This is a genomic window from Stenotrophomonas sp. FBCC-B152 (assembly GCF_059134105.1).
In genome coordinates this window covers 2,875,435-2,889,567 of the sequence record NZ_CP101442.1, presented here as the reverse complement: position 1 = coordinate 2,889,567, position 14,133 = coordinate 2,875,435, and the positions used below count along the sequence as shown (strand labels likewise).

Here is a 14,133-nt window from a genome sequence, read left to right as displayed (position 1 = left end):
CTCCTGTTGGATGGGATGGCCTTCACAATAAGTCAGACTAACCTTCAGTTGTACTCATAAGTTCTAAACGATTCGATTGATGACCGCTATCAAACAACCCGATGCTTCGTCCCTGTCTTCGCAGCAGGCTGCCATTGACGGGGCCATGAGCCGTGATCGCGGCCGCCTGCTCGGCATGCTCTCGCGCTGGCGGGCCAAACCGGCCGATGCCGGCGTGGCGGCGGCATTCCAGCAGGCGCTGCAGGCGTCGGTGCAGCGGCGCCAGGCGCGGGCACTCAACCAGCCGTCGATCAGTCTGGACGACAGCCTGCCGATCGCGCGTGAAGCCGAACGCATCACCGCGCTGATCCGCGAACACCAGGTGGTGGTCATCGCCGGTGAAACCGGCTCGGGCAAGACCACCCAGCTGCCCAAGCTGTGCCTGGCCGCTGGCCGTGGCGTGGCCGGGATGATCGGCTGCACCCAGCCGCGACGGATTGCCGCGCGTGCGGTGGCCACCCGCGTGGCGCAGGAGCTGCACTCCGAGCTGGGCACCACGGTCGGCTACCAGGTGCGCTTCACCGACCGCGTGGGCGACGATACCCGCATCAAGTTCATGACCGACGGCATCCTGCTGGCCGAAATCAGCAGCGACCGCTGGCTGTCGCAGTACGACACGATCATCGTCGACGAGGCGCACGAACGCAGCCTCAATATCGATTTCCTGCTCGGCTACCTCAAGCAGCTGCTGCGCAAGCGGCCGGACCTGAAGCTGATCGTCACCTCGGCGACGATCGATACCTCGCGTTTCGCCCAGCACTTCGACGATGCGCCGGTGATCAGCGTGGAAGGGCGCACCTTCCCGGTGGACGTGCGCTACCGCCCGCTGGAAGGCGAGGGCGGTGGCGACGAGGACGGCGGCCGCGATGGCGAACGCACCGTCAACGATGCGGTGGTGGCCGCGGTGGATGAAATCACCCGGCTCGATCCGCGCGGCGACATCCTGCTGTTCTTCCCGGGCGAACGCGAGATCCGCGATGCGCACCAGGCCCTTGAACGGCGCAAATACCGCGAAACCGAAGTGCTGCCGCTGTACGCGCGGCTGTCGGTGAAAGACCAGGATGCGGTGTTCAACCCGGGCAGCAAGCGCCGCATCGTGCTGGCCACCAACGTGGCCGAAACCTCGCTCACGGTGCCGCGCATCCGCTACGTGATCGATCCGGGCCTGGCCCGGGTCAAGCGCTACAGCCCGCGCCAGAAGCTGGACCGGCTGCATATCGAGGCGATTTCGCAGGCCAGCGCCAACCAGCGCAAGGGCCGTTGCGGGCGCGTCTCTGCAGGCATCTGCTACCGGCTGTACTCGGAAGCGGACTTCCAGTCGCGCGCCGAATTCACCGATCCGGAAATCCGCCGTTCCAGCCTGTCCGGGGTGATCCTGCGCATGCTGCAGCTGGGCCTGGGCCGGATCGAGGATTTCCCGTTCCTGGAAGCCCCCGACGAGCGCGCCATTGCCGATGGCTGGCAGCAGCTGGGCGAGCTGGGTGCGGTGGACAACGAGCGCCGGCTTACCCCGATCGGTCGCCAGATGGCGCGCCTGCCGGTGGATGTGAAGCTGGCCCGCATGCTGGTCGCCGCGCAGGCGCAGGGCTGCCTGCGCCCGATGCTGGTGATCGCCTCGTTCCTGGGCATCCAGGATCCGCGCGAACGCCCGCCGGAAGCGCGTGCCGCTGCCGACAACGCACACGCGCTGTTTGCCGATGGGCGTTCTGAATTCGTCGGCGTGCTGCGCCTGTGGGAAGGTTACCGCCAGGCCCACGAAGACCTGACCCAATCCAAGCTGCGCGGCTGGTGCGACCGCCACTTCCTGGGCTTCCTGCGCATGCGCGAATGGCGCGAGCTGCACCGCCAGCTGCGTGTGCTGTGCGAAGAGCTTGGCTGGAGCGAAGAGCCGGCGGACAGTGCGATGGCGCCGTTGCTGGCCGGTTCGTCGGCCCCTGCGCCGGGTCGCGATGATGCCGAGAAGGCCAAGGCCACCCGTGGCCAGCAGCACCGCGCCGCCCGCCTGGCCCGCGAGGGCAAGACCGAAACGCCTCCCGCCGCTGCGCCCGCCGCCGTCCCGGCAGCGACCGACGAGGCCCGCAGTGCCTTCAGCGAGCGCGTGCGTGCCGCGGCCTACCAGACCCTGCACCGCGCGCTGATCGCCGGCCTGCCGACCCAGATCGGCCACCGCAGCGACAAGGGCGATTTCCTGGCCCCGCGCCAGCGCCGCTTCCTGCCGTTCCCCGGCTCGGTCATGGCCAAGCGGCCGCCGCCGTGGCTGCTGGCGGCCACCCTGCTGGATACGCAGAAGGTGTGGGGCCTGACCAATGCGGCGATCGAACCGGACTGGGTGATCGCCGAGCTGCCGCACCTGCTGCTGCGCAAACACTTTGATCCGCACTGGTCGCGTGCGCAGGGCCAGGTGCTGGCCTCGGAGCAGATCAGCCTGTTCGGGCTGGTGCTGGCGCCGAAGAAGCCGGTGCACTACGGGCGCATCGCCCCGGGCGAGGCGCACGACATCTTCGTGCGCCAGGCGCTGGTCACCGGCGAGATCAACACCCGCGCCAGTGTCATCGCCGACAACCTTAAGGTGCTGGAGCAGGCACGCGAAGAAGAAGCCAAGCTGCGCCGCGCCGGCATCGTGGCCGATGAAGGCTGGCAGGCGCGCTGGTACCTGGACCGGATTCCGGCCGAGATCCATTCGGCCACCGGGCTGGATACCTGGTGGAAGGCGCTGGCCCCGGAGAAGAAGCGCGCGCTGGCGTGGACGCTGGCCGACCTGCTGCCGGGCGAGGGCAGCGATGCCGAGCGCTACCCGAAGTACCTGCCGCTGGGCGATGCGCGGCTGGCGCTGCACTACCGCTTTGAGCCGGGCAGCGACGAAGACGGCGTCAGCCTGGATGTGCCGCTGCACCTGCTCAATGCATTGGATCCGGCACGGCTGTCGTGGCTGGCGCCCGGCTTCGTGGCCGACAAGGCCTCCGCGTTGATCCGCAGCCTGCCCAAGGCCATGCGCCGCAATTACGTGCCGGCGCCGGACTTCGGGCGTGCCTTCGCCGAGGCGTTCCCCGCGCCCAGCGCCGATGACCTGCGTGGCGAGCTTGCCCGGTTCCTGTCGCGCGCAACCGGCGCGCAGGTGGCGGCCATCGATTTCGATGAAAGTGCGCTGGATGCGCACCTGCGCATGAACCTGCGCCTGCACGATGCGCAGGGCAAGCTGCTGGCCGCCTCGCGCGACCTGGACGCGCTGCGCGCCCGCTTCGGCGAGCAGGCCGGCGATGCGTTCGCCGCACGCGCGGGCCGTGCGTTGGCGGCCGAAGGGCTGCGTGATTTCCCGGCGGCGCCGATTCCACTGCAGGTGCCCGGTGAAGCCGGCGTGCCGGCGTATCCGGCGCTGGTGGATGCCGGTGAATCCGCGTCACTGCGCATCTTCGCCGACCGCAACGAAGCACTGGAACAGCACCCGCGCGGCGTTCGCCGGCTGATGGATATCGCGCTGGCCGACAAGGCCAAGCAGGCGCGCAAGCAGTTGCCGGTGCCGCCCAAGACCGGGCTGCTGTACGCCTCGATCGAATCGCAGGAGCGCCTGCGCGGTGACCTGGTCGACGCGGCCATGAACGCCGTGCTGGCCGACGGCCTGGGTGAGATCCGCGACCCGGCGGCCTTTGCCAAGCGGCGCGATGCGGTTGGCCGCGAGCTGTTCGGCGAGGCGATGTCACGGCTGAAACTGGCCGAGAACATCCTGGCGCATGTGGCCGAACTCAAGCCGCTGCTGGAAGCACCGCTGATGGGCTGGGCGCGCGGCAACCTGGATGACCTGGAGCAGCAGCTGGCGGCGCTGGTCCATCCCGGGTTCCTGCGCGAAACGCCGGCCGATGCGCTGGCGCAGTACCCGCGCTACCTGCGCGCGATGATCCTGCGCAGCGAGCGGGCCAAGCGCGATCCGCCCCGCGACCAGGCCCGGATGCTGGAACTGCGTCCGTTCCTGGATGCGCTGGAAGAAGCGCAGGCACGCGGCCTGCGCGAGCGCCCGCAGTGGCAGGCGCTGCGCTGGGACCTGGAAGAATTGCGGGTATCGCTGTTCGCGCAGGAGCTGGGGGCCAAGACCGGCATTTCGGCCAAGAAACTGGCCCAGCGGGTGGCCGCCCTGCGCCAGGCCTGAACCTGCAGCGCCCCGCGCGGCAACCGCGCGGGGCGTGCACCATCACTTGACCCGGCGGACCTTCGCGCGGGTGTTCACGCCCTTGATCTGCAGGTACCACGCACCGATCATGCCCGGCGCGATGGACACTTCCGGATCGGTGCGGCGCACGCCGGCCAGCGTGGTCTCGTCGGTCTGTTCCCATTCCTGCTTGTTGGCCAGCACGTAACGGCGGCCCTTGCCGAAGCCGCGGAATTCGCCCTGCAGCGTGCTCACGATCGGCTCATTGCTGCCGAAGTCGAAGAAGCCGCGGTTCTTCACGATCACTTCCTGGCGGCCTTCCTCGCGCGCTTCTTCGCGCACCTGCTCGCGCACCTGCTCACGCACGTCGGCGCTGACCGCGGCCACCTTGCCCTGCAGCCAGCCGTTGAGGGCGGCCAGTTCGGTGGAACTCAGCTTGTCCAGGCCGGCCGCCTTGAATTCAGCCGGGGACATCTGCTGCTGAAGGTCGCCTTCGACCACGCGCTGGGCGAGGGCGGGCCCGGCCATGGCCAGCAGGACGGCCGCAGCGGCCAACACTCTAAGACGGGAAAAACGCATGGCAGCTCTCCAGGAATGCACGATGGAACCGGTTCTGATTGTCCGGCAACGATACCAGCGCTAGTGTAGGGCTCTCTATCTTGTCTGCATGATGCTGTGAACCGCGCTTCTGTCCCCGGCCTGGATGGCTTGTTGAACCGACCCTCGGCGGCCTCGCTGTCCCCCGCGCTGCGCGAGGCGCTGCTGCAGCGCTGGCGGGCCGACGATGCCGACCACGCCCAGGCCGCCCCGTGGCCGGTGCTGGCCGATACCCTGGATGCACTGGCCCTGCTGTCGGCCGACGACAGCGCGCTGCTGGCGGCCCTGTTGTTCGACCTGCCGTGGCTGCGTGCCGGGCTGGACGCGCTTCCGCTGGGCAGCCACAAGACCGCCGTGGTCGGCCTGCTCGAGGGCCTGGACGCGGCCGACCAGGTCTGGGCGCTGCACGCCGGGCGCGATGCCGGGCGCAACAGCGAAGGCCTCCGCCGGCTGCTGCTGTCGATCATCCAGGACCTGCGGGTGGTGCCGATCCTGCTGGCCCGGCAGCTGGCGCGCATGCGCGCGGCTGATCGCCTGCCCGAAGAAGAACGCCGCGCGCTGGCCCAGCTGACCCGCGACATCCATGCGCCGCTGGCCAACCGGCTCGGCATCTGGCAGCTGAAGTGGGAACTGGAAGACCTGGCGTTCCGCCACCTGGAGCCGGAGACCTACCGGCGCATCGCACGTGAAGTCGACGAAACACGGCTGGCGCGCGAACGTTACGTGGAATCGGTCAAGAAGGTGCTGTCGCGCGAGCTGCTGGCGCAGGGCATCGAGGCCGAGGTCAGCGGGCGCCCGAAGCACATCTACAGCATCTGGCGGAAGATGCAGAAGAAGCGGCTCGCCTACGAGCAGCTCTACGACATCCGCGCGGTGCGGGTGATGGTCAAGGACGTGGCGGCCTGCTACGCCGCGCTGGGCGTGGTGCACTCGCTGTGGGCGCCGGTGCCGAGCGAGTTCGATGACTACATCGCCCGGCCCAAGGCCAATGACTACCGCTCCCTGCATACCGCCGTGGTGGGGCCGGAAGGGCGCACGATCGAGGTGCAGATCCGCAGCCACGACATGCATGCCCAGGCCGAGCTCGGCGTGGCTGCGCACTGGCGCTACAAGGAAGGCAGCAAGGGCGCGGAAAAGGCGTTCGACCGCAAGATCACCTGGATGCGCCAGCTGCTGGAGCAGTCGCAGGAAGGCCATGGCGGTGAGCTGGCCGGCGCGCTGGATGCGGAACTGACCGAGGACCGGGTCTACGCGCTCAGCCCCAAGGACGAGGTGATGGACCTGCCGCAGGGCGCCACGCCGCTGGATTTCGCGTACCACGTGCACACCATGGTCGGCCACCGCTGCCGCGGTGCGAAGGTCAACGGGCGCATCGTGCCGCTCACCTACCGCCTGCGCAGTGGCGACCGGGTGGAAATCCTCACCGGCAAGGAGGCCGACCCGCGCCGCGACTGGCTGCTGGCCTCCAACGGGTACCTGGCCAGCAACCGCTCGCGCGAAAAGGTGCGCGGCTGGTTCCACAAGCTGGACCGGGCGCGCAACGTGCAGGCCGGGCGCGACCTGCTCGACCGCGAACTGAAGCGGCTCGGGCTGGCGCAGGCCGACCTGGCCGTGGCGGCGAAGAAGTTCCATGCCGACAGCGTCGATGACCTGTACATCCAGGTCGCGCTCGGCGACACCGGCCCGCACCAGGTCAGCCGGGCCCTGCTCGAAGCCGAACGCGCGGCCACGCAGCCGGCGGTGCCCGCGCTGCCCCGGCCCACCGCGCGCCGCGACAGCCTGGGCAAGTCCAAGTTCACCGTGCAGGGCGTGGGCAACCTGCTGGTGCAGCTGGCGCGCTGCTGCCAGCCGGTGGCCGGCGAACCCATCGTCGGCTACCTCACCCGCACCCGCGGAGTCACCGTGCACCGCACTGACTGTGCCGCATTGGCGCGGCTGTCCGCCGCCAGCCCGCAGCGCATCCTGCCGGTCGAATGGGGCCAGGCAGGCGGTGGCTACGAGGTGGATGTGGTGGTCGATGCGGTGGATCGGCGCTGGCTGCTCAAGGACATCACCAACCTGATCGCGCAGGAAGATGCCTACGTGCTGGACATCCACAGCGACAACGTCCGCAACAGCGGCCGTGCGCACCTGCGCCTGCGCCTGAAGGTGAGCGATTACGGCCAGCTCTCGACCCTGCTGGGGAAACTGGATGCCTTGCCCGGCGTCAGCGACGCGCGGCGTCTGGGCTGACCTCACGTGACCCACGCTACGCTCACGGAATGAGCCGCCACCCCGACCATGAGGACGCCGCGCATGCCGCCCTGCGCCGCGTGCGCCGCGAAGGCCGCTGGTGGTGGGTGCAGGCGTGGCAGTCGCGGCGCATCTGGCGCTGGGCGCTGCTGGTGGCGGTGGCGGTGTTCGTGCTGCTGGTGGCGTTCCGGCGCCCGCTGGCGAACTGGTTCTGGAACGAACCGCAGGTGGAGCAGCTGCTGGACCGGGGCGACCGTGCGCTGGCGGCCGGCCGCCTGACCGCAGCCGATGGCAGCGGCGCGCGCGAGTGGTACCAGGCGGCGCTGGCACTGGACAGCGATCGTCCGCAGGCCCGCGCAGGCCTGGCGCGTACCGCGCAGGCCGCACTGGCACAGGCCAATGCCGCACTCGATGCCGGCGATGCGGCCACCGCGCAACGCGCGTTGGCCCTGGCCCGCGAGCTGCAGGTGCCGCAGCGCGACGCCGATGCCGTGGCGCGGCGGCTGCGCGACCACCAGCAGGAGGGCGCCGGTATCGGCGCGTTGTTGGGCTGGGCCGAATCGGCGCTGCAGGCGCAACGGCTGGATGGCAGTGATGACAGCGCCTTGCCATTGTTCCAGCAGGTACTGGCGCGCGCGCCGAACCACCTGCGCGCACTGGAAGGGCGCGAGGATGCGCTCTCAGACCTGCTGCAGCAGGCACGCGACGCGGCGGCGCAGGGCGATGTCGCCGGTGCGGCGGCGCGCGTGCAGCGCGCACGTGACTTTGATGCAGGCCATGTCGACCTGCCGGCAAGCGAAGCCGCCTTGAACGCCGCGCTGGAGGCGCGCGTGCGCGACGGGCAGCGGTTGCTGCGCCGGCAGCGCTGGCAATCGGCCGGTGACGCCTTCCAGGCCGTGCTGGCGGTGCGCCCGGAGGACGCCGTCGCGCAGCGCGGGCTGCAGCAGGTGATCGAGGCGCTGCTGGCGGCAGCGACCCGGCAGGCCGCGGATTTCCGTTTCGATCTGGCAGCACAGGCGCTGGCCACGGCGCAGAAGTTTGGCGCGTCCGAACGCCAGTTGGCGGCGTCGCGCCAGGCCGTTGCGCAGGCGCGCCAGGCCGAGCGGGCGCTGAGCGCACCCGCCGCACCGAACCGGCGCCGCGAGCAGGCCGTGCGCGCCCTTCTTGAGCGTTTCGAGGAGGCGCAGGCGCGTGGCGACATCCTGTCGCCGCCCGGCAGCAGCGCCTATGACGCACTGCGCGAAGCGCAGGCGCTGGCCCCGCAGGATGCGCGGGTGCGTGCGGCCGCGCAGCAGCTGGTGCCCGCCACTCGGCAATGCGTCGAAGATCGCCTGCGCGAGAACCGCGTGCAGGCCGCAGGCGCGTGCCTGGAAGCGTGGCAGGCGCTGTCGCGCGGTGGTGGCCAGGCCGATGCCGCCCAGCGCCTGGGCCAACGCTGGCTGGCCATTGGCAGCGAGCGCCTGGGACGGGGCGACGTGGCGTTCGCGCAGGAAGCGCTGAAACAGGCCGCGCGTTGGGGTGTTTCCCCGGCGACGGCCGAGTACGAGGCGCTGCAGCAGCGCCTGCGCGATGCACCCGGTCGGCTATAGTGCGCGCTCGTTCCAACGTGGGAAGGCGATGACGGTACTTGTTTCGGGTGCGACCAGCCAGATTGGCCGGTTCCTGTTGCCGCGGCTGGTGGCGGCGCAGGTGCCCGTGTGGGCCTTGAGCCGGCATGCACAGCCGGCACAGCCGGGGGTGGACTGGCAGGTGGGGGACATGCGCGCGCTGCCGGCACCGCCGCAACCGCTGCAGGCGATCGTCAGTTTCGCGCCGCTGGATGCATGGGGCGACTGGCTGGCCCGGCAGCACACCGCGCCGGCGGCGAAGATCATCGTCACCAGCTCCATGAGCGTGCTGACCAAGCAGGGATCGGCACAAGCCGATGAACAGGCGTTGGTGGCGCTGCTGCAGCGGGGCGAGCGGAACCTGGCCGAACAGGCCGAGCGGCTGGGCATGCAGTGGACCGTGCTGCGTCCCACGCTGGTGTATGGCGCGGGGGTCGACCGCAGCCTGACCCCGATCGTGGCGCGGGCGCGGCGCACGCGCCTGTTTCCCATTCCCATGGCCCACGGGCTGCGCCAGCCGGTCCACGCCGATGACATCGCGCTGGCGGTGATGGCGGTGCTGCGCTGCGATGCGGGATCCGGCCAGACCCTGCAGATCGGCGGTGGCGAACGGCTGGATTACCAGCAGATGTTCCAGCGCGTGCGGGCGAGCATGGGCAGCGTCACGCTGCCGCTGTACCTGCCGCAGGCGGCGCTTGGCCTGCTTGCGGCCGCCGTGCCGCGCGCCCGCGGTCCGGTGTCGCGGCTGCAGCAGGACCTGGTGGCGGACAACACCGAACTGACCCGACGCCTGGGCGTGGTACCGCGCGCGTTCCAGCCCACGCCCGACACCTGGCGGCCGAGCCGCCCCTGACGCAGGCGGTTACTGGACGAACACCCGCCGCACCGTGTCGCGCGCGGCATCCAGCGAGAAGTGGTCGGCCACGTTGTGCAGCCCGGCGGTCGACAGCTTCTGCCACAGCGCTTCGTCGCGATACAGGCGGACCACGGCGTCGGCGAACGCGTCGGCATCGTCGGCTACCAGCACATCCTCGCCATCGCGCAGGTGCATGCCTTCGACCCCCACGGTGGTGGCCACCACCGGCTGGCCGTGGGCCATGCTCAGGTTGACCTTGCCCTTCACGCCGGCGCCGAAGCGCAGCGGTGCCACCGCGATGCGCACCTCGTCCATGTAGGGCGTCACCACCGGCACGAAGCCATGGATCTGCACGCCCGGCTGGGTGGCGGCCAGCGCCTGCAGGGCAGGGGGAACGTCGGCGCCGATGCAGTGGAAGCGCACCTCCGGCAACTGCGCGCGGATGCGCGCGAACACCTCGCCGATGAACCAGTGCATGGCATCCACGTTCGGCGGATGACGGAAGCCGCCGACGAACACCAGGTCGCGGCGCTGCGCCCAGCTGGCGCCGCCACCGGCCACTTCATGCAGGTTGGAGATCAGCTCCACGTGCACGGCCGGGGCATCGACCTGCAGCTGCACGCGCTCGGCCTCGCTGACCAGCACGGTCACATCGCTGGCGGCCATCACCGCCAGTTCGCGGCTGCGGGTGCGCTGGGCATTGCGCAGCAGCCCGGCATCGCCGGCCAGCTCCGCGCCGCGGCGTTCGCGCAGGTAATGCAGGTCTACGGTGTCGAACACGCGGCGTGCTTGCGGTGCATAGCGCCGCAGCAGCGGCAGGCATTCGCTGGCCACGTGGTGGCGCACCATCATCACCACCGCAAAGCGCGGCCCGTGCTCGCGCAGCCACGCGCCGACGCCTTCCAGGAACGGGGCGTACCAGACCTCCACGCCCAGCTTCTGCAGCGCTTCGGTGGGCGCGCCGGCATGTTCGCGCAGGGTCGGCACGAACACCACGTGCAGGCCTTCGGCCAGCAGCATGCGGATCAGGTTGTACTGGCGCAGCGAGCCGGAATCGCGGTCCGGCTGCGGCACCCGTTCGTCCAGGATCAGCACCTGGCGCTGCTGGCGGTGCAGCAGTGCCGGCGTGGGCACGCTGCCCACGGCAGGATGGCCGGCCAGTACCTGCGCCCACTTGGCGGCGAATACGCCCTGGTTGCGGACCTGGTAGGCCTTGACCCCGCTGCCGGTATCGGTGCCGTTGCTGGTGCCTTCGTCGTGCACCACCCGGCTGGCCGGCTGCACCAGCACCCGGCGGCCGGCCGCGCGCACCGCGAAGGCCAGGTCGGTGTCTTCGTAGTACGCCGGGCGGTAACGCGTATCCAGCCCGTCGAGCTGGTCCCAGAGCGCGCGCGTCAGCATCAACGCCGCACCGGAGCAGTAGTCCACGTCGCGCAGCGCGCGGTAGCGCGGGTCGTCGGGCGATTCGAAGCGGCCGTAGCTCCAGGCACTGCCATCGTTGAACACCACGCCGCCCGATTCCTGCAGGCGGCCGTCCGGATACAACAGCTGCGAGCCCACCAGGCCGGCGTCGGGTACCGCGTCGAAGGTGTCCAGCAGCGCGTCCAGCCAGCCGGGCTGCGGCACGGTGTCATTGTTGAGCAGCACCACGTAGGTGCCGCGCGAACGTGCCACGCCATCGTTGCAGGCCTCGATGAAACCGCCGTTGGCTGCGCGCACCTCATAACGCAGCCCCTGCACCTGCGGCATCCACGTCGCCGTGTGATCGCTGCTGCCGTCGTCGACCACCAGGATCTCGCAGGCCACCTGCGGCGGGTGGGCCGCCAGGGCGCGCAGGCAGGCCAGGGTGTGGCCCACATGGTTGTACACCGGGATCACAATGCTGACCCGCGGCTCAACGCTGTGCGGCACCGAAACCGGCGCGAACGGGGCGGCGGCGGGCAGGTACAGCGGCTCGCGCTGGAGCTCGGGCAGGGCACGGGTATGCACCCGGATACGCTGCCAGGTGGCCTGCCAGCCCCGTGTCCGCAGGCTGGCCAGGCTGCGCCGGAACAGGCCGATCATGCGGTTCAGGAAGTAGCGTGCATCGGCCAAGGATGTGGACATCCCGTTACAACTCCAGCTAAGCGGGGAAAACCGGGGAACACGCGCGCCACCAAGGCTGCGCTAGACTCGCCGGACTTTTACATTCTTGCATGCCCGTGCCCCCACGCTACGATTCCGACGACAACGACGCGTTCGAGGACGACACCGACAGCCGCTGGCCGCAGTGGCGTCGTCGCCTGATCACCTGGGGCATGGCCGCCGTTGCGCTCGCGCTGGGCTTCCTCATTCCCTATACGGTGTACCTGAACACCCAGGTCACCCAGCGCTTCGGCGAGCTGCGCTGGCAGATTCCCACCCGCGTCTATGCACGGCCGCTGGCGCTGGCGCCGGGCGTGGTCATGGATGCGCAGACGCTCAAGACCGAGCTGGCGGCATCGGCCTACCGCGATGACGGCACCGGCAAGTCGCCGGCCACCTTCAGCCAGGAGGGCGGTCGCTTCGTGGTGTCCAGCCGCGGCTACAACGACGTGGACGGCAAGGTCGCGCCGCGACGGATCGAGCTGAGCCTCTCCGGTGGCCAGATCGCCTCGCTGCGCGATGCCGACAGCCGCAAGGCGCTCAAGGCCGCGCGCCTGGACCCGGCGCGTATCGCCACGCTGTACGGCCAGAAGCAGGAAGAGCGTCGCCTGGTCCGGCTGGAGGACACCCCCGAGCTGCTGGTCACCGGCCTGCAGGCGGTGGAAGACAAGGACTTCAACCGGCACCACGGCATCGACCTGAGCGGCATCGCGCGCGCGGTCTGGGTCACCGTGCGCTCCGGCGGCCAGAGCCGCCAGGGCGCCTCCACGCTGACCCAGCAGCTGGCCCGCAGCGGCCTGCTCGGGATCGGCAAGGAACAGACCGTCACCCGCAAGTTCAACGAGGTGCTGTACGCGCTGATCATGGAAGCGCGCTACGACAAGCGCACCATCCTGGAGGCCTACCTCAACCAGGTGTACCTGGGCCAGCGCGGCAGCCAGGCGATCCACGGCATGTCCTCCGGCGCCGAATTCTGGTTCGGTCGCGACCTGTCCTCGCTCAACACCGAACACATCGCGCTGCTGATCGGGCTGGTCAAGGGGCCGTCCTACTACGACCCGCGCCGCAATCCCGAGCGTGCGCTGGACCGCCGCAACTTCGTGCTCGGCAAGCTGCACGAAAACGGCCTGATCGACGACGCCGAACTGCAGCGCGCGCTGAAGGCGCCACTGGGCGTGCCGAAGAACCCGGGCCTGATCGCGGCGAACCGGTTCCCGGCCTACGTCGACCTGGTGCGCCGCCAGCTGGGCCATGACTACCCGGAAGCGGTGCTGCAGGGCGCCGGCCTGAGCGTGATGACCGGCATGGCGCCGTCTGCCCAGGCCTATGCCGAAGGCGCGGTGACCAAGACGCTGAAGTCGCTGGAAAACAAGCGCCGTCCCGAACTGCAGGCCGGGCTGGTGCTGACCGACGTGCACAACGGTGACGTGCTGGCCGTGGTCGGCAGCCGCGACGTGTCCGAACCGGGCTTCAACCGCGCCATCGAGGCGCAGCGGCAGGTCGGTTCGCTGCTCAAGCCGTTCGTGTACCTGCTGGCGCTGGCGCAACCGGACAAGTATTCGCTGGCCACCTTCGTCGACGATTCGCCGGTGACCGTGCAGCTCAGCCGTGGCAAGCGCTGGACCCCGGGCAACGCGGACAACCGCAGCCACGGCACCGTGCGCCTGGTCGATGCGCTGGCCAATTCCTACAACCAGGCCACCGTGCGCGTGGGCATGCAGGTGGGCCCGGAGCGGGTTACCCAGCTGATCCACGTGCTGGCCGGGTTGAAGGCCGAGAGCAATCCATCGGTGATCCTGGGCGCGACCGACCAGAGCCCGTACGCGATGGCGCAGCTGTACCAGTTCCTGGCGTCCGGTGGCGAGATCCAGCCGCTGCACGCGGTGCGCGGCGTGCTCGATCCGCAGGGCAAGCTGCTCAAACGCTATGACAAGACTCCGGCACCGGCCCAGGAAGGCGACTCCATCGCGGCCAACCTGATCAGCATCGGCCTGCAGCAGGTGGTCTCCAGCGGCACCGCGGCGCGCCTCAATGCCGACGGCCTGTCGCGCCTGCAGGCCGCCGGCAAGACCGGCACCTCCAACGACGGCCGCGACAGCTGGTATGCCGGCTACACCGGCGACCACCTGGCGGTGGTCTGGATGGGCAACGACCAGAACGAGCAGACCGGCCTGTTCGGCGCCACCGGCGCCATGCGGGTGTGGTCGGGCATCTTCAGCCGCCTGCCGAGCGCACCGTTGAAGGTCAGCAACAAGGGCCTGGACTGGCAGCCGGTGGAAGCCGGCGGTACCGCCGCCACCGACGAGTCCTGCCCGGGCGCGCGCCGCTTCCCGTTCGTGGTTGGCTACGCGCCGGCCTACACTGCCTGCGTGGCCCCCACCGCATTGCCGGAAGGCGAAGGCGGCGAGGGTGGCGAAGGCGGTGGCTGGCGCAGCTGGTTCGGCCTGGACAAGAAGCCCGAACCGGCCGCCGAGCCGGCGCAGGCCGCACCCGCGGCCACTCCCCCCGCTCGATGAAGCGCAACGCAAGGCAGCTCC

At 70.0% G+C, this 14,133-nt stretch carries 7 protein-coding genes; 5 read left to right on the top strand and 2 right to left on the bottom strand.

Going from position 1 to position 14,133, the window contains the following annotated elements; all coding sequences use genetic code 11:
* The first annotated feature begins 79 nt into the window (after window positions 1-79).
* Window positions 80-4,180: an ATP-dependent RNA helicase HrpA gene (gene hrpA, locus NMB40_RS13350; RefSeq protein ID WP_494358710.1), complete on the top strand. Its 4,101-nt coding sequence runs from the start codon at window positions 80-82 to the stop codon at window positions 4,178-4,180.
* 42 nt (window positions 4,181-4,222) lie between these two features.
* Here the strand turns inward: hrpA and NMB40_RS13345 are convergent, their stop codons facing one another.
* Complete coding sequence (locus tag NMB40_RS13345) at window positions 4,223-4,759, bottom strand: hypothetical protein (RefSeq protein WP_494358709.1); 537 nt, start codon at window positions 4,757-4,759, stop codon at window positions 4,223-4,225.
* 96 nt (window positions 4,760-4,855) lie between these two features.
* On the opposite strand from NMB40_RS13345, the gene NMB40_RS13340 reads away from it, so the two are divergent.
* The 3 genes from NMB40_RS13340 to NMB40_RS13330 are packed head-to-tail and all read left to right on the top strand — an operon-like array spanning window position 4,856 to window position 9,469.
* Window positions 4,856-7,009 carry a RelA/SpoT family protein gene (locus NMB40_RS13340; RefSeq protein ID WP_494358708.1) on the top strand — a complete coding sequence of 718 codons (2,154 nt, stop codon included), beginning with the start codon at window positions 4,856-4,858 and terminating at the stop codon, window positions 7,007-7,009.
* Between the two features lie 29 nt (window positions 7,010-7,038).
* Window positions 7,039-8,598 carry a hypothetical protein gene (locus NMB40_RS13335; protein ID WP_494358707.1) on the top strand — a complete coding sequence of 520 codons (1,560 nt, stop codon included), beginning with the start codon at window positions 7,039-7,041 and terminating at the stop codon, window positions 8,596-8,598.
* Between the two features lie 28 nt (window positions 8,599-8,626).
* Window positions 8,627-9,469, top strand: a complete 843-nt coding sequence (locus NMB40_RS13330; protein ID WP_494358706.1) for an SDR family oxidoreductase — start codon at window positions 8,627-8,629, stop codon at window positions 9,467-9,469.
* 9 nt (window positions 9,470-9,478) lie between these two features.
* Here the strand turns inward: NMB40_RS13330 and NMB40_RS13325 are convergent, their stop codons facing one another.
* Window positions 9,479-11,578: a glycosyltransferase gene (locus NMB40_RS13325; RefSeq protein WP_494358705.1), complete on the bottom strand. Its 2,100-nt coding sequence runs from the start codon at window positions 11,576-11,578 to the stop codon at window positions 9,479-9,481.
* A gap of 95 nt (window positions 11,579-11,673) precedes the next feature.
* Here NMB40_RS13325 and mrcB point away from each other — a divergent pair, with 95 nt between their 5' ends.
* The gene (gene mrcB, locus NMB40_RS13320) at window positions 11,674-14,112 is read left to right on the top strand and encodes a penicillin-binding protein 1B (protein ID WP_494361079.1); all 2,439 of its coding nucleotides are present in this window, start codon (window positions 11,674-11,676) and stop codon (window positions 14,110-14,112) included.
* Window positions 14,113-14,133: the final 21 nt, after the last annotated feature.